This window comes from Brucella lupini, from assembly GCF_002252535.1.
Lineage (GTDB): Bacteria > Pseudomonadota > Alphaproteobacteria > Rhizobiales > Rhizobiaceae > Brucella > Brucella anthropi.
The window spans coordinates 287,136-311,168 of sequence record NZ_NNRN01000046.1 but is presented as its reverse complement, the minus strand read 5'-3'; the positions used below and the strand labels follow the sequence as shown (position 1 = coordinate 311,168).

The window sequence follows — 24,033 nt, the reverse complement described above, 5'->3', positions numbered from 1 at the left end:
AATCATGTTCGGCAGAAGAGGCAACGATACGGGAAACAAGCCGGAAAGCGGAACGCGACCGGCTATGCCGAAACCTGCCAGTTCCGCTGCGATGCCTGCTCCGACCCAGCCTGTCGTGCAACAGTCCCGCATGCAGGCAGCCGTACCAAGTACTCCGGCGAAATCCCATACCCAGACGGGTACGCAAGGGCGCGAGAAGACCGAAAGCTATTACGACACCAAATCGCAGGTCTTCTCGGCACTCATCGACACAATCGACCTGTCGCAGCTTTCCCGCATGGCGCCGGATGCCGCGCGTGAGGAAATCCGCGACATCGTCAACGACATCATCGCCATCAAGAACTTCGTCATGTCGATTGCCGAGCAGGAGGAACTGCTCGATGATATCTGCAACGATGTTCTGGGCTACGGCCCGCTGGAGCCGCTTCTTTCTCGCGACGACATCGCCGATATCATGGTCAACGGTTCGCGCCGCACCTATATCGAAGTGGACGGTCTGCTGCAGGAAACCGGCATTCGTTTCCGCGATAACCAGCAGCTTCTGAACATCTGCCAGCGTATCGTGAGCCAGGTCGGACGCCGGGTCGACGAATCGAGCCCGATCTGCGATGCGCGCCTGCCCGACGGCTCGCGCGTCAACGTCATCGCGCCACCGCTGTCGCTCGACGGCCCCACCCTGACCATCCGCAAGTTCCGCAAGGACAAGCTGACACTCGACCAGCTGGTGCGATTCGGCGCCATATCGAATGCCGGGGCGGAACTGCTGCAGATCATCAGCCGGGTGCGCTGCAATGTCATTATTTCCGGCGGCACCGGTTCGGGCAAAACCACGCTTCTGAACTGTCTGACACGCTATATCGACACGCATGAACGCATCATCACCTGCGAAGATTCGGCTGAACTGCAATTGCAGCAGCCGCACGTGGTGCGTCTGGAAACCCGCCCTCCCAATCTGGAAGGCGAAGGCGAAGTCACCATGCGCGATCTGGTTAAGAACTGTCTGCGTATGCGTCCCGAACGCATTATTGTCGGTGAAGTGCGCGGATCCGAAGTGTTCGATCTTTTGCAGGCCATGAACACCGGCCACGACGGTTCGATGGGCACGATCCATGCCAACAGTCCGCGTGAATGCCTCAACCGTATGGAAGCCATGATCGCCATGGGCGGCTATGTGCTGCCACAAAAGACCGTGCGCGAGATCATCGTCGGTTCTGTCGATATCATCATTCAGGCCGCACGTCTGCGCGACGGCACACGCCGCATTACCCACATCACCGAAGTGGTGGGGCTGGAAGGCGACGTCATCACCACTCAGGATCTCGTTCTCTACGATATCAAGGGAGAAGATGCCTCTGGCCGTATTCTTGGCAACCATAGTTCGACCGGCATCGGGCGACCTGCCTTCTGGGAACGCGCCCGCTATTATAATGAGGATAACCGCCTTGCTTCTGTGCTCGACAGCATGGAAAGGGCAAACACATGACAGGGTCCGGTGCCAGCATTGTGATGTTCATCGTGCTCGCCGTTGTCGCCTGCGCGGCTTTGTTCTATGCGCTCTTTTATGAAAAGCTCGGCAAGAAGGACCACGCAGCACGGCGCTTTGAAACCGTGCGCAACAGCGGTTCAGAACGGGCGATAACGCGTAGCGAACGCGACAGAAACGCCGACATCCAAAAGCGCCGCAAGCAGTTGCAGGATAATATCAAGGATCTGGAAGCGCGGCAGAAGCAGCGCGAGAAGAACCAGAAATATCCGCCCCTGCGCATTCTTCTGGCGCAGGCGGGGCTGAGCCTCACGTTGCAGAAATTCTACATCTATTCCGGCGTGGCAGCGTTTCTCGCAACATTCATTGCACTGATTTTCGGCGCGCCGCTGCTTTTCCTGCCAGGTATCGCAATTGCCGGTTTTTTCGGTTTGCCGCGCTGGTTCGTGCTGCAGAAGCGCAAACGTCGGCTGAAGAAATTCCTTGAAGAATTTCCCAACGCGCTTGATGTCATTGTGCGCGCAACCCGGGCGGGACTGCCGCTTAATGACGGTCTGAGACTTATTGCGAGTGAGGCAGTTGAACCGGTCAAGAGCGAGTTCAAGAAGGTGGTCGAGGCACAGCAGATCGGCCTTTCTATCCCTGAAGCGGTCGGCAAGATGCCCGATTCCATGCCCTGCCCGGAAACCAACTTCTTCGCCATCGTCATCCAGATACAGGCGCAGGCAGGCGGTAATCTTTCCGAAGCGCTCAATAATCTTTCAAAGGTTCTGCGCGACCGGAAGAAGATGAAGGCCAAGGTCGATGCGCTTTCCATGGAAGCCAAGGCTTCGGCTGCGATCATCGGCGCGCTGCCTTTCATCGTTATGGTTCTCGTCTATCTGACGAGCCCGCAATATATGACGCTGCTTTTCACGTCATCCACCGGCCATATGCTCCTGGGCATTGCAGCCGTTTTGATGCTGACCGGCATCTTCATCATGAAAAATATGATCAATTTCGATATGTGAGGCACCGGACATGTTTTCTCTCCTCACACAAAAATTGACCGACCCGCAGTTTCTCATCGGCGCTTTGATCACGGTTGCGGTTTTTGCAACTGTAGTAACGATCCTCATGCCGGTTCTGAGCGGCAGCGCGCTCAAATCACGCATGAAATCGGTCGCCACCGAGCGCGAAGCCATTCGCTCACGGGAGCGCGCCCGTCTTGCAGCAGAAAGCGACCGCCGCAACAGCCTGCGGCATCAGCAGAAACAGGGCATCCGCGAATTCGTCGAAAGGCTTGATCTCAAGCGCGCGCTTGCCGACGAAAAGACGATCGCTTCGCTCAGACAAGCAGGCTTCCGGGGGCAAAACCCTCTCAACATCTTTCTGTTTCTGCGCTTTGTGCTGCCTTTCGGCGCCATGTTGATTGCCGCCATCTACATTTTTATGCTCGGTGTGCTTGCCGATCAAACCTTCTTCGTTCGTTTGCTCGTCTGCATTTTCGCTGGCTATGCCGGTTTCTATGCGCCGAACCTTTACGTCTCCAACAGGGCAACCAAGCGCAAGCAATCCATCCGTCGCGCGTGGCCGGACGCGCTCGACCTGATGCTCATCTGCGTCGAATCGGGCATGTCCACGGAAGCTGCCTTTCGCCGGGTGGCCGATGAAATCGGTATTCAATCCGTCGAGCTTGCCGAAGAACTGATGCTGACCAATGCTGAGCTTTCCTTCCTGCCGGAGCGCCGTCAGGCCTATGAAAACCTCGCCAATCGCACGGGGCTGGATCCGGTGAAGTCCGTAACGCAGGCACTGATTCAAGCCGAGCGTTACGGCACCCCGGTGTCGCAGGCGCTTCGCACGCTTTCTCAGGAAAGCCGCGATTTACGTCTGCTGGACGCCGAAAAGAAGGCTGCGGCCCTGCCGCCAAAGCTGACCGTGCCGATGATCGTTTTCTTCCTGCCGGTACTTTTTATCGTCATCCTCGGCCCGGCCTTCATCCAGATTTCGGCGCAGGGCGGATTGTTTGGCGGTAACTGACAGCCGTTCATTCAGACATGACGAAAACTAAGAGAGGCCTCAGCCCTTCGGCTTGTCCTTGAGCATGTTCCAGGAGTTCTGCTGGGCCAGCATGGAACGAAGATAATCCGTATTGGCCTTAGCCTGTTGCGGAGAAATCTCGCGCGCGGCAATCGCTTCCGCCTCCTGAAAGCGACCTTGCAAACCGACTGACAGCGCGAGGTTCTGACGCACGCGGCTGTCGGCGCCCGGAGCGGCAGCGGCCTGCTTGAAATAGGTTTCGGCAGTTCGTGCATCGCCTGCCAGAAGATAGGACATCCCCATATTGGAGATGATCGACGGTTCATTCGGCTGAAGCTGCAGCGCCTTCTGATAAGTCGCGCGCGCTTCTTCCTTCCTGCCCATCTGGTCGAGAATGGCGCCTTCTGCGGAAACCAGTTTCCAGTCGGGATAGGCCGGGTTCTGTGCGCGGCGAACGGCATCAAGTGCGCCTTCAAACTGGCCTGCACCCGCAAGCGCCTTGCCATAAGCCGAAAGAACAGCCTGATCTTTCGGATAGACAATGGCGAGTGCCCGCATGACGGCCAGCGCCTGATCGTTGCGGCCAAGGCGCGCCAGCACATTGGCATAGTTGAGCGCCGTCTGACGGTCCTTCGGATTGCGCTCGTATTGCGCGCCGAGCCGCCCGGCCATCGCAGCAAGCTGCGCGTCGTTCATGTGATCGAAAGTGGCGACAGTCGCCGCGCGGCGGACCGAACCGGTCGTGGTCCGGTCGACGGATGTGCAGCCGGAAATAACCAATGCTAAAAGAATACAGGCGAAACCAAGACGTGTTGCGATAACGTCTTTTCGAACGATGTTCAGCATCCCGCCTCTCCTGCTAAAGCGCGTCGCGCATCCAACATGCTTTAGTCTCTGGTTTTCACCCTCAAGCCCAATTTCTGCTAAATCAATAATCTGTTAACCCTAATGATTGGTTAATATAGCGATTGCGGTTTCTGTTTCCGCGCGGCAATAATCACGCTATCTGTTTGTTTTAGCGCGCATCTTATCCGAAAACCGTTTCACACTTTTCGGGAGGCGCGGTATCTGTTTGTTTTATGAACTTCCGACAAAATGCCAGCGCTTTTGCCGGACATCGCTTACTGGTCAGAAAGAGCATCATGTCTGTCGAACTTCTTTCCCAAAAATCCGAACAAAGCCGCCCGATCTGGTTTACGTCGAAAGGCGGACTGGAAACCGCCGGTCTTCCCGCCGATGCAATTGCATGGGCTGGGGCCAACGGGTTTGACGGCGAAGCCGGACGAGTGCTCGTCCTCCCCGGCGCAGGCGGATCGGTGTCAGGTGCGCTTTTCGGAACAGGCAGCGAGGAAAAGGGCAGCCAGTCGCAGCTTCTGGCCGGAAAGCTGGCGCGCAGCCTTCCGGAAGGAGACTGGCATATCGAAGGCGCGGTCGATGAGGCGGCACTTGCCGTTCTGGGCTTCCTGATGGGCGCTTATAGTTTTACGCGTTATCGCAAGGCCAATGATGGCAAGGCGATCCGCCTCGCTCTGCCCGATGGCGTGGACGAAGCGGAAATCCGCCGCATCGCCGCGGCGGTTATACTGGTCCGCGATCTCATCAACACGCCGACCAACGATATGGGACCAGATGCTCTCGAAAATGCGGCCCGTGAACTGGCGTCCAAGTACAAAGCCGATATTGCCGTTACTGAAGGCGATGCGCTTCTGGAGAAGAATTTTCCGATGATCCATGCGGTCGGTCGTGCTGGCGCTATTGCGCCACGCCTGATCGATCTTAGCTGGGGCAAGGCAAGCGACCCGAAAATCACGCTGGTTGGCAAGGGCGTCTGTTTCGATACCGGCGGCCTCGACATCAAACCGGCAAGCGGCATGTTGCTGATGAAGAAGGACATGGGCGGAGCCGCCAATGTGCTGGGCCTCGCCTCCATGATCATGGACGCGCAACTGCCGGTGCGGCTGCGTGTATTGATCCCGGCGGTGGAGAATTCGATTGCCGGTAATGCCTTCCGTCCGGGTGACGTGTTGCAAAGCCGCAAGGGCTTAACCGTCGAAATCGGCAATACCGATGCCGAAGGCCGACTGGTTCTTGCCGACGCGCTTGCGCTTGCCGACGAGGAAGAACCTGCACTCCTGATCGACATGGCAACACTGACGGGCGCGGCACGTGTCGCGCTCGGTCCCGACCTGCCGCCATTCTACACGTATGATGACGGACTTGCCTCTTCCATCGCGCAAAGCGCGGATGACACAGCAGACCCGCTATGGCGCATGCCGCTCTGGAAGCCCTATGCGCAGAAACTGTCCTCACGGATCGCCGACATCAACAATGTCACCACCGACGGCTTTGCCGGGTCGGTCACGGCTGCGCTCTTCCTCAGCAAATTTGTCGAAAAAGCTCAAGCATGGGCGCATTTCGACATTTTCGGTTGGGTGCCGGTCGAAAAACCCGCTTCCCCGGTCGGCGGCGAAGCGCAAGCCATTCGCGCTCTTTACCAACTTTTGAAGGAGCGTTACCCGGCGCGCTGAATCCACTTGCCTGAAACGCCGAAAACGGATTGAATAAAACGGTTCCGAAACAATCCCCATTTGGGTGGAACCGGATGCCAATTGAGCTGAAGCCGTTGCAGGCGCTGACATTGCTGAGAACCCTGTCGCTGGAACAGGTACGTGATGAGATGCCCGATCTCACCACGCGACAGGCAGCCATTCTCCTGACCATCTATCTGGAGCCCCCGCCGCATACCGTGCGGGGACTTGCAGCAAAACTGAATGTCACCAAGCCGGTGATTACCCGCGCGCTCGACACGATGGGCGCGCTTGAACTCGTCTCCCGGCATCGTGATGAAAAAGACCGGCGAAATGTGCTAGTAAAGAGGACGGTCGCCGGTGCACTTTATGTTGAAAGACTGGGCGATCTGGTGATCGCCAAAGCCAGGGAGTTACCACTTTGACCATGCTCGACCGCCGCCTCAACGCTTATCGCCCCGACCTCGCCGACGAACGGCTGACCGGTCAGGTGGAAGCGGCGCGTTTTACCGCCGGAGCACCAATGCAGGTTTCCGCATCCGTTGTCGATCTGCGCGCCGAACCGCGTATGGATAGCGGTCCGCAGACACAGATGATTTTCGGCGATCCCGTTCGTGTCTTCGAGGAGATGGACGGCTGGTCGTGGGTCCAGGCAGAACGCGACGGCTATACGGGTTATGTCTCCTCTGCCGCGCTGGAGCAGACTGCTGGCGCCGAAACACATCTGGTCATTGTGCCGCGTACTTTCGTCTATCCCGGCTCTGATCTGCGTTTCCCGCACACCAAGGCACTGTCGCTCGGCTCTCGCGTGCGCATCGTCGGCGCAGCCGAAACGCGCGGTACGAAATATGCACTGCTGGAAAGCGGCGAGGCGCTGATCGCAAGCCACCTTGCGCCAGCCGGTGAACATGCAGCCGACTATGTGGCGGTCGCCGAAACCCTTCTTCATACGCCTTATCTGTGGGGCGGCACATCGGGCTTCGGCATCGACTGCTCCGGCCTTGTGCAATTGTGCATGTGGGTGACAGGCCGCAAGGTTCTGCGCGATTCCGACATGCAGCAGGATACGCTCGGCGAAATCATCGAACCCGATGCGACCTATTCGAATTTGAAGCGCGGCGATCTGGTCTTCTGGAAGGGCCATGTCGCCATCTGTGCCTCGCCTGACATGCTGATCCATGCGAGCGGTCATACGATGACCGTCACGCTGGAACCGCTGCAGGACGCCATCAAGCGCATTGCCTATCTCTACGATCTGCCGACGCTTATCCGCAGACCCTGAAAATGAGACCGGGGATCCATGAAGGGAAAGACCACATTGACGATAGCCGCTTTGCTGATCGGCTTTGTTTTGTCTTTTCCATCCCCCGTTTCACCTGAGAGAATTGCACGCATGACCATTCCCGCGTCGCCTGCCGCCTTTGCCGAAGTCAACGGCATAGAAATGTATTACCGGATCGTCGGCGAAGGCTCGCCAATCCTGCTTATTCCTGGCGGCCTGTCCGACCAGCATGTATGGGATGCACAGCTTCCGATCCTTGCGCGCGACCACACCGTAATCGTTGCCGACAGTCGCGGACAGGGACGCTCCACCCGCACCGATGATCCGATCACCTATGGACTGATGGCCGACGACTATGTGGCGCTGCTCGACTTTCTCCACATCGACAAGGTCGATCTAGTCGGCTGGAGCGATGGCGGCATTATCGGCCTCGACATCGCCATGCGCTATCCTGAACGGCTGACAAGCCTGTTTGCGCAGGCGGCAAACGTCACGCCTGACGGCAATACCGGTTATGCCGAGGCCCGCGCCGAAGGAAAACCGATACCGGAACTGCGCCACTATGAGAGCATCGACAAGGAAATCCACGCGCTGTGGGCGAACGAGCCGAACTTCACGGACGAGGACTTGTCCGGCATCAGCGTGCGCACGGCGATTGTGATCGGCGACCGCGACACGGCCATCACACGCGAACATACGGAGTTCATCGCCAGCCAGATACCGGGTGCTGAATTGATCATTCTGCCCGATGCCGGGCACGGCGTCCCGGTCGAAAATCCGCGTCTCTATGCGCATACGGTGCTTCGTTTCATTGACGGCAAAAACGCCGAAGAAACGAAGACCGCGAGCCGGAAAAATTAAACCCGGTTCGGCAATACGCGATCGGGCGGGCGGTGCCCGTCGACAAAAGCCTTGATATTGATGATGACTTTGTCGCCCATATCGATGCGGCCTTCCATGGTGGCCGATCCCATATGCGGCAACAGGACGACCTTGCCCTTTTCGGCAAGCGCCAGCAGTCGCGGATTGACCGCCGGCTCGTTCTCGAAAACATCCAGCCCCGCCCCGGCAAGCTTGCCTTGTTCGATCAGCTCGATCAGGGCATTCTCGTCAATGATCTGGCCGCGTGCTGTGTTGACCATATAGGCAGTCGGCTGCATCAGCGCGATGCGGCGTGCGGACAGCAGATGGAATGTGGCAGGCGTCGAAGGGCAGTTGACCGAGATGATATCCATCCGGGCCAGCATCTGGTCGAGGCTATCCCAATAGGTCGCTTCCAGTTCTTCCTCGACTTCAGGATTGACGCGCTTGCGGTTGTGATAGTGAATGGAAAGCCCGAAAGCCTTGGCGCGGCGGGCGACAGCCGTGCCGATGCGTCCCATGCCGACAATCCCGAGGCGCTTGCCCCAGATGCGCCGTCCGAGCATCCAGGTCGGAGACCAGCCTGGCCATTGTCCGTGGCGCTCGCCCAGCACATTGGCACCTTCAACCAGGCGTCTTGGCACCGACAGGAGCAGCGCCAAGGTCATGTCGGCAGTGTCTTCGGTGAGAACATTCGGTGTATTGGTGACCGTGATACCGCGCTTTGCAGCGGCTGCGACGTCGATATTGTCCACGCCATTGCCGAAATTTGCGATGAGCTTGAGGTTGGGACCAGCCTGTTCGATTGCAGCCGCATCAATCACATCCGTGATGCAAGGCACCAGAACGTCGGCTTCTTTCATCGCAGCGATGATTTCCGGCTGATTCATGCGGTGGTCGTCTATATTCAGACGCGCATCAAACAGTTCCCGCATTCGGGTTTCCACTGGGTCCGGCAGTTTTCTCGTAAGAACGACCAGCGGTTTCTTCTTGTTCGACATCTCCACCCCATCGTTGAGCAAAGCCCCGGGAACAGCCCGTATTGTAACCAACTGGCAGGGCACGCTCCAAGAAATTTCCTGCACATTTCCAGCGGAAAACCGACCCCCACTTTTCCCGAAAATGCGTTAACCGAAGCTTCATGTTGAGACCTCCTTAACCAAGGCGGTGCAATATGGGATATTGCTTCGGCTGAACATCTCTATCAAGGCGAAGCGGCAAAGACAAAGAAAAACCGGAAACTTCAGGTGTCTCTTGGAAAGTCCACATCGATTTTCTGAAAAGATACATTTAAAATCAAACAATTAGATTGCTTTCGATCTGTTCCACACAGACAGATGTGCGATCTGAAAACAGGACGGCAACGTCGCCTCGCAGCCCCCGTAAACTGCTGAAGCTACTACCGTTCTGTCGTGACAGGACGGCGAGAGGTCGCAGTTTGTACAGAGTACTTTCGCAACGCTTTTGGATAGCCACGCTAGGCTTTCTGGCATTTTTTTTCATACTGGCGCCGCTTGGCGCTTCACACAGGCATGCCGCACGGGCCGCAGAGCCCGCGGGCACAACTGTCGGCGCAAGCGGACTTCCCGTGCCACGTTTCGTCAGCCTTAAACCCGCACGCGTCAATCTGCGCATCGGACCGGGGCGCGACTATGCGGTTTCATGGCTTTTCATGAAGGCGGGACTGCCGGTCGAGATCATCCAGGAATATGACAACTGGCGCCGTATCCGCGATGCGGACGGCACGGAAGGCTGGGTCTACCAGTCGCTGCTTTCCGGAAAGCGAACTGCCATCACAGCTCCCTGGCTCAAGAATAATCAGGGTTCGATGATCAATATGCGCCGCGATGCCGCCGACACATCGGGACTTGCTGCCGAAATCGAACCGGGTGTAGTCGGCACCGTACGCGAATGCACTGGTCAATGGTGTCGGGTGGACATGGGCGGCGTACGCGGCTGGATCAAGCAATCGGACCTGTGGGGTGTTTATCCGGGCGAAGTCTTCGACTGACTTCGCTCTCACGGAGTGGGATAAGAGAACCGGGCAAGCTTGACTTCGCCAGACACGAACCGATATTGCGATCAGAGCGTCGATCTCATTCAATCAGATCGAAGTGCGCTCTGAATTGAGTTTCAAAGGAGTTTTATGCGCAGACGTTCATCGCGACCGTTCTAACGGATTTGAACCCGCCCGTGCGGCGGAACTGTTGTGCATATTCAAAACTCTGGAAGACCATGAAAAATCATGACGTGATAATCCGCGCCTATCGGGCATCGGATAAGCCATCCTTATCGTCCATCTGGTATCGCGCCTCCCTGGAGGCCCATTCCTTTCTCGGAGGAGATCGACTTCAAGACCAGCGCAAACTCATCGAAGACGTCTATCTCGAGAAGGCAGAAACATGGGTTGCCACGATCAATGACAGGCCCATTGGCTTTATCGGCCTGCTGGATAGCTTTATCGGTGGGCTGTTTGTCGATCCTGACGTTCAAGGCTGCGGAACAGGGCGAATTCTGATCCGCCATGCCTTGGCATTGAAAGGCGAGCTATCGCTTGAAGTTTATGCCGACAATGAGCGGGCATGTCGTTTCTACAGCCGTCTCGGCTTCAAGATAACCAGTCAGCGATCGGAAGACGATGAAGGCCTTCCCTTTCGCAACATCCGGATGGAACTGAAAGGCTGATAAGCGAGCGGGGCGAAAAATCGCCCCGCCTCCACCTCGGAATATCACCAGGCAGGCGCCACCGATCCCTTGAACGTCGTGGCGATGAATTCCTTCACTTCATCGCTGTGGTAGGATGAGATCAGGGTTTTCACCCAGTCGGCATCCTTATCGGCGGTGCGAACGACGAGAATATTGATGTAAGGCGCTTTCTCGCCTTCCCGCACCAGCGGATCGGTTGCCGGGTTCAAGCCAGCTTCCATGGCATAGTTGGTGTTGATGACGGCCGCATCGACGTCTTCCATCGAACGCGGAAGCTGTGCCGCATCGAGTTCAACGAATTTGAGGTTCTTCGGGTTTTCAACGATATCGAGGGCACTGACCTTCAGCCCCTTGGCCGGGTCGATTTTTATGATGCCGTTTTCAGCAAGAACCAGCAAAGCGCGACCACCATTGGTCGGATCATTGGGGATCGCAATTGTCGCGCCGTCGGCCAACTCCGAAATATTCTTCAGCTTCTTTGAATACAGCCCCATCGGAAAGTTGACCGTCTCGGCAACGCTCACAATGTCGAAGCCACGATCGGCAACCTGATTATCGAGATAGGGCTTATGCTGGAAGGAGTTGGCTTCCAGTGCGCCATCCGCTAGCGCCATGTTCGGGATGACATAATCCGAGAATTCCTGAATATCGATTTCAAGACCGTTCTTCTCGGCGACTTCCTTCACCTTCTCCATGATCTGAGCGTGCGGCCCCGGCGTCACTCCGATCCGGACGGTCTTTGCAAAGGCGCTGCCAGCGGTAAACACGGCGAGAATGGTCGCGGCGACAAGTAGCTTACGCATGATATCTCCTTGGAATGTGTACGGCTGAAGCTTGGGAGGCGATTCAGCCGGGGGTGCAGAACTTTATCCCTTTTCAGCCCCATACGGTCCAATAGGCAACAAAAAAGCGGCCATGGCCGCTTTCTTTTCATGTCCAACTAAAAGGAGCACTCGTTACTGGCTCTTGCGGCGCAGGCGAACGATAATATCCACGTTCACGATTTCCATGCCATGCGGCGCATCCGGCATGTTGGCAACCGTAGGCTGACCTCTTTCGCCGTGTGGAATATCGAACACGACATTTTCGCCTTCGAGGAAGAAATGCTGGTGATCCGAGATATTCGTATCGAAATAAGTCTTCGAGCCCTCAACCGCGATGATACGCAGCATACCGGCTTCCGTGAACTGGTGCAGCGTGTTGTAAACCGTCGCCAGAGACACCGGCACGTCGGCCATCACGGCCTCTTCGTGCAGGTCTTCTGCAGACAGATGGCGATCGCCCTGGGCGAAGATCAGGCTCGCAAGCGCAACGCGCTGCCGCGTCGGACGCAGGCCCGCGCGGCGGAGCTGCTCTTCCATCGAGACCGTCGAGTGGGTATGTGAAGACTGCATATTCACCGTTGGTTCCGTCACAAGCTTGTTGCAAAATCATCAATCGTCAAACGGGCTGTTGCCCATTGCATACTGACATTGATATATGCCGTTGCGAAATAAGTATCAATAGGCTTGGGAATTGGCCGGTTTTTCGGATAAACCCCCAAATAACTCAATGCATGATTTTACTGCCGGAAACAGTCTGTGGTAGGGATGTTCCGGTGAAACCTACAACCGGGCCGGATTGCCGGTCGATACAGAATGAACCTCAAGGGAGGCGTAATGGCAGAACAGAAATCAAGCTATGGGTATGAAGAACTCCTGGCCTGCGCACGCGGCGAGATGTTCGGCCCCGGCAATGCTCAGCTTCCCCTGCCTCCGATGCTGATGGTCCATCGCATCACCGATATTTCCGAAACCGGTGGTGAGTTCGACAAGGGCTATATCCGCGCCGAGTATGATGTGCGCCCCGATGACTGGTATTTCCCGTGTCATTTCATGGGCAATCCGATCATGCCGGGCTGCCTCGGTCTTGATGGCATGTGGCAGCTGACCGGTTTCTTCCTCGGCTGGCTCGGCGAGCCGGGTCGCGGTATGGCTCTCTCCACCGGTGAAGTGAAGTTCAAGGGCATGGTGCGTCCGCATACCAAGCTTCTCGAATATGGCATCGATTTCAAGCGCGTCATGCGTGGCCGCCTCGTGCTCGGCACGGCTGACGGCTGGCTGAAAGCCGATGGCGAAACCATCTACCGGGCGTCTGACCTGCGCGTCGGCCTGTCGAAGGACAGCGAGGGCCAGTAAGGCGCCTCAATCACCATCATCCACGAGCGCGACTGCAAAAAGTGAACAGTTTTCATGCGGCCGCGCTCAAAACATGCGAAGATCGCACCTATGTAACCGCGAACAGGCGGCAGTCCGCATGATGGACACGTCGCTCACGGATCAGGTGTAAAGGAGAACGCGATGCGGCGTGTGGTCGTAACGGGTATGGGGATCGTATCCTCGATTGGTAACAACACCGAAGAGGTCACGGCTTCGCTGCGTGAAGCAAAGTCCGGCATCTCCCGCGCTGAGGAATATGCCGAGCTCGGCTTCCGTTGTCAGGTGCACGGCGCTCCGAATATCGACGTCGAAGCACTGGTCGATCGTCGCGCGATGCGCTTCCATGGCCGTGGCACGGCCTGGAACCATATTGCGATGGATCAGGCCATTGCGGATGCGGGGCTTTCCGAAGAGGAAGTCTCCAACGACCGCACCGGCATCATCATGGGTTCCGGCGGTCCTTCGACCCGCACCATTGTCGATTCTGCCGACATCACCCGCGAAAAAGGCCCAAAGCGCGTCGGCCCGTTTGCCGTGCCAAAAGCCATGAGCTCGACGGCTTCCGCGACGCTTGCGACCTTCTTCAAGATCAAGGGCATCAACTATTCGATTTCTTCGGCCTGCGCGACTTCCAACCATTGCATCGGCAATGCGTTCGAAATGATCCAGTATGGCAAGCAGGACCGCATGTTCGCAGGCGGCTGCGAAGACCTCGACTGGACGCTTTCGGTCCTGTTCGACGCCATGGGCGCCATGTCGAGCAAGTATAACGACACGCCATCCACTGCATCGCGTGCCTATGACAAGAACCGCGACGGCTTCGTCATTGCTGGCGGTGCTGGCGTGCTGGTGCTGGAAGACCTCGAAACCGCACTGGCCCGCGGCGCCAAGATTTACGGCGAAATCGTCGGCTATGGCGCGACGTCTGACGGTTACGACATGGTCGCCCCATCCGGCGAAGGCGCAATCCGCTGCATGAAGATGGCCCTTTCGACCGTCAAGGGCAAAATCGACTATATCAATCCACACGCCACCTCGACGCCAGCTGGCGACGCCCCGGAAATCGATGCGATCCGTCAGGTCTTCGGCTCAGGCGACGCCTGCCCGCCGATTGCTGCGACCAAGTCGCTGACCGGCCACTCGCTCGGTGCAACCGGTGTGCAGGAAGCGATCTACTCGCTTTTGATGATGCACAACAATTTCATTTGCGAAAGCGCACATATCGAAGAACTGGACCCTGCCTTCGCGGACATGCCTATCGTTCGCAAGCGCATTGACAACGCTCAGCTCAATACCGTGCTCTCCAACTCCTTCGGATTTGGCGGCACCAATGCGACGCTGGTTTTCCAGCGTTACCAGGGCTGAGGGAGAGGGAAAATATGGAAGGTTTGATGAAAGGCAAACGCGGCCTCATCATGGGGGTCGCGAATAATCACTCACTCGCTTGGGGAATTTCAAAGCAACTCGCAGCACAGGGCGCTGAACTGGCCTTCACCTATCAAGGTGATGCACTCGGCAAGCGCGTAAAGCCGCTGGCCGAACAGGTCGGCTCTGATTTCGTACTGCCTTGCGATGTTGAAGATATCGAGTCGGTCGATGCGGTCTTTGCCGAAGTCGAAAAGAAGTGGGGCAAGCTCGATTTCATCGTTCACGCCATCGGCTTCTCCGACAAGACCGAACTGAAGGGTCGCTACGCAGACGTCACCACGCGCGAAAATTTCAGCCGCACAATGGTGATTTCCGCCTACTCCTTCACGGAAATGGCACAGCGCGCTGAAAAACTCATGAAGGACGGCGGCTCGATCCTGACGCTGACCTATGGCGGTTCCACGCGCACCATCCCGAACTATAACGTCATGGGCGTTGCCAAAGCCGCGCTTGAAGCCATGGTGCGTTATCTTGCTGCCGATTACGGTCCGCAGGGCATCCGCGTCAACGCCATTTCGGCCGGTCCGGTGCGTACGCTTGCCGGTGCCGGTATTGGCGACGCCCGCGCAATCTTCAGCTATCAGCGCCGTAACTCGCCGCTGCGCCGTACCGTCGACATCGATGATGTCGGCAAATCGGCAGTTTATCTTCTGTCTGATCTCTCGAGCGGTGTCACCGGTGAAGTCCATTATGTGGATTCCGGCTACAACATCGTCTCCATGCCGACGCTTGAAGAGCTGAAAAGCTCTGACGCGGAGCGCGGTGAATAAGCCAAGCCATCTTGTAAAAAGGCCGCCTTCTGGGCGGCCTTTTTATTTATTTCTTCGCATCGAAGATTTTGAAACCGTTCGCCTCTTCGAGAAGAGTCACATTCTTGAACAGTCCTTTGAGCGTCGTCTCATAAGGCAATTGCCGGTTTGCGACCATAAGCAGACGCCCGCCCGGCTTCAGGCGTGACGCGGCAGCGGCAATGAACGCCTGACCAAGCGAAACATCCGTCACCCGCCCCTCATGGAACGGTGGGTTCATAATCACGGTGTCGTAGATGCCTGCCATCTTTTCACTCGTCACATCGAACCAGTTGAAGCTGATCGGCACTGATGCACCAAGCCGCTCCAGATTGCCGCGCGCCGCTTCCAGCGCCTCATAATCGGCTTCATAGAGATCGATAGACTTGATGCGATCTGCAAACTTCAAGCATTGCGCCGCAAGATAGCCCCAACCGGCGCCAAGATCGGCGACGTTACCAAAAACAATCTTTTCCATATGCGGCACGAGCAGCGCCGAACCCTTATCGATAACACCGTGCGAGAACATGCCGGGTTCTGTGCGGAACACATCGTCAATATCGGTCGCAAGCGGCTTCAGAGCCGCGATGAATTCATCGGTGAGGTCGACTGGTCGTCTGAGCCAGAACACCACGGCATGGTTCTTCGACATGCGGTCGCTGATCTCGGCGATATTGCTGGCCCATTTTCGAAAACTGTCAATGCCGAGCTTCTTGTCGCCTGACACGGCAATCCATCCACCCGGCTCAACACGCGCCAGAAGCTCCGCAAACCACGCCTCATTGCGCCCGCGATGTTTTCCGAGCAACAGTAGCCCGCCGGAAAAACGCTTCTCCTCACCCAATCTGGGAACTGTCTTGAAGCCCTCCTTTTCCAGCACCAGCCAATCGGGGCGCCAGGGCTGCAGGAAGGTCAGCGCCTGTTTCAATTCGTCCTCAAGACGCCGATCCGCAGAAAGACCACACGCAAGAAAGGATTGCCCCTCTTCGGGCATATCCAGAATGTCCTGATCGAAGGGGAGAAAGAGTGTCTGTTGTGCCGGTGTAATCATGACTCATCCATGGTCTTGAATTGATTCCCATGCAACAAAAAAGCGCGCCACAAGAGCGCGCTTTCGATTGATTTACAGTAGCAGAAACGCTTATTCAGCGTCGGCTTCTGCCTTCTTTTCAGCAACAACTTCCTTGCCGGTTTCCTGATCGACAACCTTCATCGACAGGCGAACCTTGCCACGTTCGTCAAAGCCCATGAGCTTGACCCAGACCTTCTGGCCTTCCTTGACCACGTCAGTGGTCTTGGCAACGCGGTCGGAAGCGAGCTGCGAAATGTGAACCAGACCGTCTCGTGGACCAAAGAAGTTTACGAAAGCGCCGAAGTCAGCAGTCTTCACGACCGTACCTTCGTAGATTTCGCCAACTTCCGGTTCGGCAACAATCGAGTGAATCCACTTCTTGGCGGCTTCGATTTCCTTACCGTTCGACGAAGCGATCTTGACCGTACCGTCGTCTTCGATGTTGATCTTGGCGCCTGTCTTTTCCACGATTTCGCGGATAACCTTGCCGCCAGAACCGATAACATCACGGATCTTGTCGGTCGGGATGTTCATCACTTCGATGCGCGGAGCGAATTCGCCGAGTTCTTCACGCGACGTGGACAGAGCCTTCGCCATTTCGCCGAGGATGTGAACGCGACCGCCCTTGGCCTGCTCCAGAGCGACCTTCATGATCTCTTCGGTGATACCGTCGATCTTGATGTCCATCTGAAGTGCGGTGATGCCGTTGTCAGTACCGGCAACCTTGAAGTCCATGTCGCCGAGGTGATCTTCATCGCCAAGGATGTCGGAGAGAACGGCGAAGCGTTCGCCTTCCTTGATCAGGCCCATGGCGATACCGGCAACCGGACGTGCAAGCGGAACGCCTGCGTCCATCAGAGCAAGCGAGGTGCCGCAAACGGTCGCCATCGAGGAAGAACCGTTGGATTCGGTGATCTCGGAAACCGAACGGATCGTGTACGGGAACTGGTCGGCAGCAGGCAACATCGGATGGATAGCGCGCCATGCGAGCTTGCCATGACCAACTTCACGACGGCCCGGCGAACCCATACGACCGGTTTCACCGACCGAATATGGCGGGAAGTTGTAATGCAGCATGAAGGATTCTTTGTACGTGCCGGTCAGGGCATCGATCATCTGCTCGTCTTCGCCGGTGCCCAGCGTGGCAACAACGATCGCCTGTGTTTCGCCGCGGGTGAACAGCGCCGAACCGTGGGTGCGCGGCAGAAGGCCAACTTCCGAAACGATTGCACGAACGGTCTTCAGATCACGGCCATCAATGCGGCTGCCGGTGTCGAGAATGTTCCAGCGAACGATCTTGGCCTGCAGATGCTTGAAGACGGTCGCAAATTTTTCAGCCGAGAATTCCGGCTCTTCCACGCCTTCCGGGAAGAAGTGAGCCTTCGCCTTGGCCTTTGCAGCGTCGACAGCAACGTAACGAGCCTGCTTTTCGGTGATCTTGTATGCATCGCGCAGGTCGTTTTCGACAACGGCCAGCATCTTGGCTTCGAGGTCCGAAAGATCTTCCGGCTGGAAGTCGCGCGGTTCCTTGGCAGCAACTTCAGCAAGCTTGATGATCGCGTCGATGACCGGCTGGAAGCCCTTCTGGCCGAAAACAACGGCACCCAGCATGACTTCTTCAGAAAGCTCCTGCGCTTCCGATTCAACCATCAGCACAGCATCGGCGGTACCGGCAACAACCAGATCGAGCTTCGATTCCGGCATTTCGTCGATATTCGGGTTCAGGACGTATTCGCCGTTGATATAACCAACGCGCGCACCACCGATCGGCCCCATGAAAGGAACGCCGGAAATGGTCAGCGCTGCGGAAGCTGCAACCATCGACAGAACGTCGGGGTTGTTTTCGAGGTCGTGCTGAACAACAGTCAGGACAACCTGCGTGTCGTTCTTGTAACCTTCAACGAAGAGCGGGCGGATCGGACGGTCGATCAGGCGCGAGACGAGCGTTTCGTTTTCGCTCGGACGACCTTCACGCTTGAAGTAGCCGCCAGGGATCTTGCCAGCGGCATAGGTCTTTTCCTGATAGTTGACGGTGAGCGGGAAGAAATCCTGGCCCGGCTTCGGCTCCTTGGCAGAAACGACAGTCGCCAAAACAACGGTTTCGCCATAGGTTGCGAGAACTGCACCGTCAGCCTGACGTGCGATCTTGCCGGTTTCGAGCGTAAGCGGACGACCGCCCCATTCGATTTCTACTTTATGGGTATTGAACATATCTTGTCCTCATGTGGTGATGCCGCGCAAAAGCGCCTGAAGGCATCGCCTCGGTTGGCGGACGGGCCACGGGCAAGACAACGGGAAGTTCGTTATGTGTCAGAACATTCGCTCCCGAATATCCTCTGACACGAACTGCCTGCAATCCTGCCCCATGACTGGTCCAGGTCATGAGCCTTTTGGCTCTTCATCGGCATGACGGAATGCACCCGGTGCGTCGTTTCATGCCAGCGGGCAATCGCCCGATAGAGCGGATGCGCTCACATATGTTCGCGCTTCCGCTCTATCTGTTTGGTTTTACGCATGTCTTCGTCCCAAAACCGGTTCCCACTTTTGGGAGACATGCTCAAGTGTCGCATTTTATCTGTAAGCGGCTATCCGCATGACAAAATGCCGAATAAATCAAATGGGCGACGTTTGGATACGTCGCCCGATTTTACCGTTAGCGGCGCAGGCCGAGACGGCCGATCAGCGCCTGGTAACGTGTCTGGTCGATGCCCTTGACGTAGTCAAGAAGGCGACGACGCTGCGAAACCAGCTTCAGGAGGCCGCGACGCGAATGATTGTCATTCTTGTGGCCCTTGAAGTGTTCGGTGAGGTTGGCGATACGCTCGGAAAGAACGGCAACCTGTACTTCAGGAGAACCGGTGTCGCCTTCCTTGGTGGCGTATTCCTTGATAAGTGCTTGCTTGCGCTCAGCAGTAATCGACATCGTAACACCCTTTCTAGATGAGAGGAAAACCAGACGCCCGGGCCGGGATGTCGTCCAGCGCGGGCCATTTACACGATCTGACATGCTTTTACGCATGATCGATGAAGGGGCATATAGTGCAAAATTGGCGGGAACGCCAGTCTCAATTCAATTTGCCGCCTTATCGCGATCGTCTGACGAAACGTCAGCCCGTTGTGAAAACGCGCTTCGGTTTGAACTGTCCGTGCTCGATGTAACCGATGGCGAGCAGTTTTCCGCGTGTCGTGACACACGCTTCGTCTGCTTCCAGAGGCGCATCACGTCCGCGCAGGATCACCGGATTGCCAAGACGCACGCGTTGCGCCTGATCGTCGGTAAGCGGCACCTGCGGCAGACAGTCGAGAGCAGCTCCCGTATCGATGACCAATGCATCAATCGCCGAAAAGTCGCGACGCGGAGTGGGCTCTACGACATTGCCATCCTCATCCTTGGGCGGAAGCGGCGGCCAAGCCTGTTCAAGTTCTGCCAGTGTTACAGCGTCTTCTTCCGTGAACGGCGCAACTTCGATGCGGCGCAGTTCTGAAATGTGTCCGTAGCAACCGAGATCCCGGCCCATATCGCGTGCGAGAGAGCGCACATAGGTGCCCTTGGAGCATTCGACCTCGAACTCGGTGCGATCAGCATCCGGAATACCAACAATCTCCAGACGGTCAATCTCGACTTCACGGGAAGGTATCTCGACCGTCTCGCCTTCGCGGGCAAGATCGTAAGCGCGCTCGCCATCGATCTTGATGGCGGAAAACTGCGGTGGAACCTGCGAAATGACACCGGTGTAGTTCGGCAGCAATGCCTCGACATCGGCGCGCGACGGGCGATTATCCGAGGTCTTGGTGGCAACACCTTCCAGATCGTCCGTTGAGCGTTCCTCGCCCCAGCTTACCGTGAAACGGTAGATCTTGGTTCCATCCATGACATAAGGCACGGTTTTGGTGGCCTCACCCAACGCTATGGGCAACATGCCGGAAGCAAGCGGATCAAGTGTACCGGCATGACCGGCTTTTTCGGCGTTGAACAGCCACTTGATCTTCGAGACCGCCTCGGTCGATCCCATCCCTTTCGGCTTATCGAAAATAACCCAGCCGGATATCGGACGACCTTTTTTCTTGCCCCGTCTTGCCATGCTTTATTCGTCTCCATTGCGGGAAGCCTTGTCTGCCTCCCGGTCTTCTTCATCGTCATGCCCAAGATCGCGGGCGACTTCCGGCGAGCGGAGCAGCGCATCGATCTTGGAAAAATTGTCAAAGCTCGTATCGGCCCGGAAGCGGAATTCCGGCATGTATTTCATCTGGCTGAGGCTTGGCGCCATGCGACCACGAATGAACTTTGCGTTTGCAGCCAGCGCCTTGATAACCGCTTGCGTGTCGGCGTTACCAAGCGGAGTGATGAAGCAGGTCGCAATCTTGAGATCGGGCGACATACGCACTTCCGAGACGGAAATCACGGTATGGGCGATAAGATCGTCGCGAATTTCGCCGCGCTGAAGCACCTGCGCCAATGCGTGACGCACCTGCTCGCCCACGCGAAGCTGGCGCTGGGAAAGGCCACCTGAGCCTTTTGGATCTGGAGAACGTGCCATGGCTATATCCTCGATAAACAGCCGCCAATCGGCATCCAGCCGCGAAGGACTGTCCGACAACATGACTACAAATTGGCAGGCGTAATAATACGCAACTTACCACAATCCAGCTGGGAGTCAGACCCTCTGGACCGGATAATGAAAAGCCGGGCCACCTCTCGGCAGCCCGGCGGGATAGTACTTAAAGCGTGCGCGAAACGTGTTCGACGCGGAAGGCTTCGATAACGTCGCCTGCGCGAATGTCGTCGTAGTTCTCGAACGCCATACCGCATTCCTGACCGGCCGGAACTTCCGACACTTCGTCCTTGAAGCGCTTGAGCGTCTTGAGCTTGCCTTCGTGGATAACCACGTTGTCGCGGATGAGGCGGACGCCTGCACCACGCTCGACCTTGCCTTCGGTGACACGGCAACCGGCAACCTTGCCGACCTTGGTGATGTTGAAGACTTCGAGAATCTCGGCATTGCCGAGGAAGGTTTCGCGGCGTTCCGGCGACAGGAGACCCGACATCGCTGCCTTAACGTCATCAATCAAATCATAGATGATGTTGTAGTAGCGGATTTCGATGCCCTGCTGATCGGCTGCGTCACGTGCCTGCTTGTTGGCGCGGACGTTGAAGCCGATGATCGCAGCGTTGGAGGCTTCGGCCAGCGACACGTCGCTTTCCGTGATACCACCGGCGCCCGAATGCACGATACGTGCACGCACTTCGTCGGTGCCGAGCTTGTCCAGTGCATTGGTGATGGCTTCGATAGAACCCTGCACGTCGCCCTTGATGACGAGTGGGAATTCCTTCGTGCCCGACACCTGGAGCTGGTTCATCATCTGCTCAAGCGAGCCGCGCGCGCCGGACTGGCGGGCTACAGCCTTGTCGCGTGCCAGACGCTGACGGTACTCGGCAATTTCGCGTGCCTTGGCTTCGTTAGCAACCACGGCAAAGCGGTCACCGGCCTGCGGCGTGCCCTGAAGGCCGAGGACTTCCACTGGCATCGCAGGACCGGCTTCCTTCACATGCTCGCCACGGTCGTTGACCAGTGCGCGCACGCGGCCCCATTCGCTACCGGCGACGAGGATGTCACCCGGATGCAGCGTACCCGTCTGAACCAGAACGGTTGCAACCGAACCACGGCCACGATCGAGCTGGGCTTCGACGACAACGCCTTCAGCCGTACGCGATGGATCAGCCTTGAGATCAAGAATTTCAGCCTGCAACAGAATTGCTTCAAGCAGTTTGTCGAGGTTGAGCTTGTTCTTGGCCGACACTTCGACGTCGAGAACTTCACCGCCCATCGATTCCACAAAGACGTCATGCTGCAACAGAGCAGCGCGAACCTTCTGCGGATCGGCAGCTGGCTTGTCGATCTTGTTGATCGCCACGATGATCGGAACACCTGCCGCCTTGGCATGATTGATCGATTCAATCGTCTGCGGCATCACGCTGTCATCGGCAGCCACCACGAGGATGGCAATGTCGGTCGCCTGCGCACCACGGGCACGCATTGCAGTAAAGGCAGCGTGGCCCGGCGTATCGATGAAGGTGATCTTCTGGCCGTTCTGCTCGACCTGATAAGCACCGATATGCTGGGTGATGCCACCGGCTTCGCCCGAAACAACATTGGCGTGACGGATCGCATCAAGCAGCGAGGTCTTGCCGTGATCGACGTGACCCATAATGGTCACGACTGGAGGACGGGAAACCAGCGCAGCCTCGTTGTCGGCAACACCGAAGATGCCTTCTTCAACGTCCGATTCCGCAACGCGCTTGACGGTATGGCCGAATTCTTCAGCAATGAGCTGCGCCATATCGGCATCAATCACGTCGCCCGGCTTCATCATCTGGCCCTGCTTCATCAGGTACTTGATGATATCGACCGAACGTTCGGTCATGCGCTGTGCAAGTTCCTGAAGCGTAATGGTTTCAGGAATGGTCACTTCACGCGAAATTTTTTCGCGTGTTTCCTGCATCTGCGAACGCTTGAACTTTTCCTGACGACGACGCATCGCCGAAAGCGAACGCGAACGACCTTCATCCTCAAGATTGCTGGAGATGGTCAGCTTGCCACGACGGCGATCATCTTCGGTCTTGACTACTTTTGGCGCGCGAACTTCCGGCTTGGCCGGAGCACCGCGACGGGCAGCAGTCAGGCCACCGCCACGACGGTCGTCATCATCAGATGCAACAGTCTTGCGAAGCTGGCTCTGCGGAAGCGGCTTGCCCGGGATCGGGGCAGCGTCGGCAAGGCTTGGCGCAGCCGGGCGCGGACCACCCTGCTGCGGACGGCCACCTTGCGGCGGACGATTGCCCTGAGGACGACCGGCCTGCTGCGGGCGATTGCCCTGCGGTGCCGGGCGCGCATCGTCGCGACGCTCGGTACGGGCTTCCGGCTGCGGCATACGCTTGGCAGCCTCTTCCTCGGCCTTACGGCGGGCATCGGCCTCGGCCTTGAGGCGAGCTTCCTCTTCCGCCTGACGACGGGCAGATTCTTCACGTTCCTTGGCGCGGCGGGCATCTTCCTCGGCGCGACGCTTGGCTTCCTCGACAGCGCGTGCGCGTTCTTCAACTTCACGGACCTGCGCTTCTTCGAGCGCGCGGCGACGTGCATCCATTTCGGAGCGCGACAGCGTGTTCAACACCATGCCGGAGCGGTCGGACGGGCGCGGACGCTGTGCCTGTTGGCCGCCGGGACGCTGTTGTGCCGGGCGCTGCTGTGCGACATGCGGCTTCGTTACCGGAGCAGCAGGAGCTGCTGGCTTCGGTGCCGGGGTGGCTGGTGCTGGCGCGCGCACTACCGGCGCGGCTTGTGCAGGCTGCGCGGCTTGTGCCGGTGCAGGAGTAGATGCCGCAGGCGCGGGAGCAGCAGGTGCCGGAGCTGCTGGCTTCGGCGCCGCTGCCTCGACTTCCGGCTTCTCGTCAGGCCGCGAGAATTTGCGCTTTTTCGTTTCAACGACGACAGCCTTCGTGCGGCCGTGGCTGAAATTCTGGCGCACGGTGCTCTGCTCGACGCCCGGCCGCTTCATGGTCAGCGTCTTCTTCGTATTAACGCTCAGCGTCTTGTCGTCGTTCGTTTTATCGCTCATTACGTTTCCGTTTCCTTCGCGGCTCCGGCCGCTCTACTCGAGCTTTATCCA

Annotated in this window: 22 protein-coding genes; 12 read left to right on the top strand and 10 right to left on the bottom strand. The window is 57.3% G+C overall.

Features of this window, described 5'->3' with window-relative positions; genetic code table 11:
• Positions 1–4 precede the first annotated feature (4 nt).
• Genes CES86_RS13015 through CES86_RS13005 form a run of 3 tightly spaced genes read left to right on the top strand, consistent with a single transcriptional unit; the run spans position 5 to position 3,505 of the window.
• On the top strand, positions 5–1,483 hold the full coding sequence (locus tag CES86_RS13015) for a CpaF family protein (protein ID WP_094514575.1): 1,479 nt from the start codon (positions 5–7) through the stop codon (positions 1,481–1,483).
• On the top strand, positions 1,480–2,493 hold the full coding sequence (locus CES86_RS13010) for a type II secretion system F family protein (RefSeq protein ID WP_010657796.1): 1,014 nt from the start codon (positions 1,480–1,482) through the stop codon (positions 2,491–2,493). Before CES86_RS13015 ends, CES86_RS13010 begins: the two co-directional genes overlap by 4 nt.
• 10 nt (positions 2,494–2,503) lie before the next feature.
• On the top strand, positions 2,504–3,505 hold the full coding sequence (locus tag CES86_RS13005; RefSeq protein WP_012090977.1) for a type II secretion system F family protein: 1,002 nt from the start codon (positions 2,504–2,506) through the stop codon (positions 3,503–3,505).
• 39 nt (positions 3,506–3,544) lie between these two features.
• Here the strand turns inward: CES86_RS13005 and CES86_RS13000 are convergent, their stop codons facing one another.
• On the bottom strand, positions 3,545–4,351 hold the full coding sequence (locus CES86_RS13000) for a tetratricopeptide repeat protein (protein ID WP_094514573.1): 807 nt from the start codon (positions 4,349–4,351) through the stop codon (positions 3,545–3,547).
• 296 nt (positions 4,352–4,647) lie between these two features.
• Here CES86_RS13000 and CES86_RS12995 point away from each other — a divergent pair, with 296 nt between their 5' ends.
• From CES86_RS12995 to CES86_RS12980, 4 genes are all read left to right on the top strand, one after another.
• Positions 4,648–6,033, top strand: coding sequence for a leucyl aminopeptidase family protein (locus CES86_RS12995; RefSeq protein ID WP_094514667.1), 1,386 nt, complete (start codon positions 4,648–4,650; stop codon positions 6,031–6,033).
• 74 nt (positions 6,034–6,107) lie between these two features.
• Positions 6,108–6,458, top strand: a complete 351-nt coding sequence (locus CES86_RS12990) for a MarR family transcriptional regulator (RefSeq protein WP_010657792.1) — start codon at positions 6,108–6,110, stop codon at positions 6,456–6,458.
• 2 nt (positions 6,459–6,460) lie between these two features.
• On the top strand, positions 6,461–7,315 hold the full coding sequence (locus CES86_RS12985; RefSeq protein ID WP_181834085.1) for a C40 family peptidase: 855 nt from the start codon (positions 6,461–6,463) through the stop codon (positions 7,313–7,315).
• Positions 7,316–7,333: 18 nt separating this feature from the next.
• Positions 7,334–8,176: an alpha/beta fold hydrolase gene (locus tag CES86_RS12980; RefSeq protein ID WP_012090981.1), complete on the top strand. Its 843-nt coding sequence runs from the start codon at positions 7,334–7,336 to the stop codon at positions 8,174–8,176.
• On the opposite strand, the gene CES86_RS12975 is transcribed toward CES86_RS12980, so the two are convergent.
• Positions 8,173–9,177, bottom strand: coding sequence for a 2-hydroxyacid dehydrogenase (locus tag CES86_RS12975; protein ID WP_010657789.1), 1,005 nt, complete (start codon positions 9,175–9,177; stop codon positions 8,173–8,175). The genes CES86_RS12980 and CES86_RS12975 overlap by 4 nt on opposite strands.
• A gap of 437 nt (positions 9,178–9,614) precedes the next feature.
• Here CES86_RS12975 and CES86_RS12970 point away from each other — a divergent pair, with 437 nt between their 5' ends.
• Together CES86_RS12970 and CES86_RS12965 are read left to right on the top strand one after the other, a co-directional pair.
• Entirely contained in the window at positions 9,615–10,187 is a 573-nt protein-coding gene (locus CES86_RS12970) for an SH3 domain-containing protein (protein WP_012090982.1), read from the top strand.
• A gap of 224 nt (positions 10,188–10,411) precedes the next feature.
• Positions 10,412–10,861: a GNAT family N-acetyltransferase gene (locus CES86_RS12965; RefSeq protein ID WP_094514570.1), complete on the top strand. Its 450-nt coding sequence runs from the start codon at positions 10,412–10,414 to the stop codon at positions 10,859–10,861.
• A gap of 44 nt (positions 10,862–10,905) precedes the next feature.
• Here CES86_RS12965 and CES86_RS12960 read toward each other — a convergent pair whose 3' ends face one another.
• Together CES86_RS12960 and irrA are read right to left on the bottom strand one after the other, a co-directional pair.
• Positions 10,906–11,685: a MetQ/NlpA family ABC transporter substrate-binding protein gene (locus tag CES86_RS12960; RefSeq protein WP_012090984.1), complete on the bottom strand. Its 780-nt coding sequence runs from the start codon at positions 11,683–11,685 to the stop codon at positions 10,906–10,908.
• Positions 11,686–11,838: 153 nt separating this feature from the next.
• Positions 11,839–12,276 (bottom strand): iron response transcriptional regulator IrrA, encoded by a 438-nt coding sequence (irrA, locus tag CES86_RS12955; RefSeq protein WP_012090985.1) that lies wholly within the window; start codon positions 12,274–12,276, stop codon positions 11,839–11,841.
• A gap of 264 nt (positions 12,277–12,540) precedes the next feature.
• Between irrA and fabA the strand changes: the two genes are divergently transcribed.
• From fabA to fabI, 3 genes are all read left to right on the top strand, one after another.
• Positions 12,541–13,059, top strand: a complete 519-nt coding sequence (gene fabA, locus CES86_RS12950; RefSeq protein WP_010657784.1) for a 3-hydroxyacyl-[acyl-carrier-protein] dehydratase FabA — start codon at positions 12,541–12,543, stop codon at positions 13,057–13,059.
• A 162-nt stretch (positions 13,060–13,221) separates the two neighbouring features.
• Complete coding sequence (fabB, locus tag CES86_RS12945) at positions 13,222–14,445, top strand: beta-ketoacyl-ACP synthase I (protein ID WP_012090986.1); 1,224 nt, start codon at positions 13,222–13,224, stop codon at positions 14,443–14,445.
• Positions 14,446–14,459: 14 nt separating this feature from the next.
• Positions 14,460–15,278, top strand: a complete 819-nt coding sequence (gene fabI / locus CES86_RS12940; protein WP_010657782.1) for an enoyl-ACP reductase FabI — start codon at positions 14,460–14,462, stop codon at positions 15,276–15,278.
• 46 nt (positions 15,279–15,324) lie between these two features.
• On the opposite strand, the gene CES86_RS12935 is transcribed toward fabI, so the two are convergent.
• The 6 genes from CES86_RS12935 to infB form a co-directional block, all read right to left on the bottom strand.
• Positions 15,325–16,347 carry a class I SAM-dependent methyltransferase gene (locus CES86_RS12935; protein WP_094514569.1) on the bottom strand — a complete coding sequence of 341 codons (1,023 nt, stop codon included), beginning with the start codon at positions 16,345–16,347 and terminating at the stop codon, positions 15,325–15,327.
• A gap of 90 nt (positions 16,348–16,437) precedes the next feature.
• Positions 16,438–18,579 (bottom strand): polyribonucleotide nucleotidyltransferase, encoded by a 2,142-nt coding sequence (gene pnp, locus CES86_RS12930; RefSeq protein ID WP_012090988.1) that lies wholly within the window; start codon positions 18,577–18,579, stop codon positions 16,438–16,440.
• Positions 18,580–19,021: 442 nt separating this feature from the next.
• Positions 19,022–19,291 carry a 30S ribosomal protein S15 gene (gene rpsO, locus CES86_RS12925; RefSeq protein WP_012090989.1) on the bottom strand — a complete coding sequence of 90 codons (270 nt, stop codon included), beginning with the start codon at positions 19,289–19,291 and terminating at the stop codon, positions 19,022–19,024.
• A 184-nt stretch (positions 19,292–19,475) separates the two neighbouring features.
• Entirely contained in the window at positions 19,476–20,450 is a 975-nt protein-coding gene (gene truB, locus CES86_RS12920) for a tRNA pseudouridine(55) synthase TruB (RefSeq protein WP_012090990.1), read from the bottom strand.
• A 3-nt stretch (positions 20,451–20,453) separates the two neighbouring features.
• Positions 20,454–20,906 carry a 30S ribosome-binding factor RbfA gene (gene rbfA, locus CES86_RS12915; RefSeq protein WP_010657777.1) on the bottom strand — a complete coding sequence of 151 codons (453 nt, stop codon included), beginning with the start codon at positions 20,904–20,906 and terminating at the stop codon, positions 20,454–20,456.
• 181 nt (positions 20,907–21,087) lie between these two features.
• Positions 21,088–23,982, bottom strand: a complete 2,895-nt coding sequence (gene infB / locus CES86_RS12910) for a translation initiation factor IF-2 (RefSeq protein WP_094514567.1) — start codon at positions 23,980–23,982, stop codon at positions 21,088–21,090.
• Between the last annotated feature and the right edge of the window lie 51 nt (positions 23,983–24,033).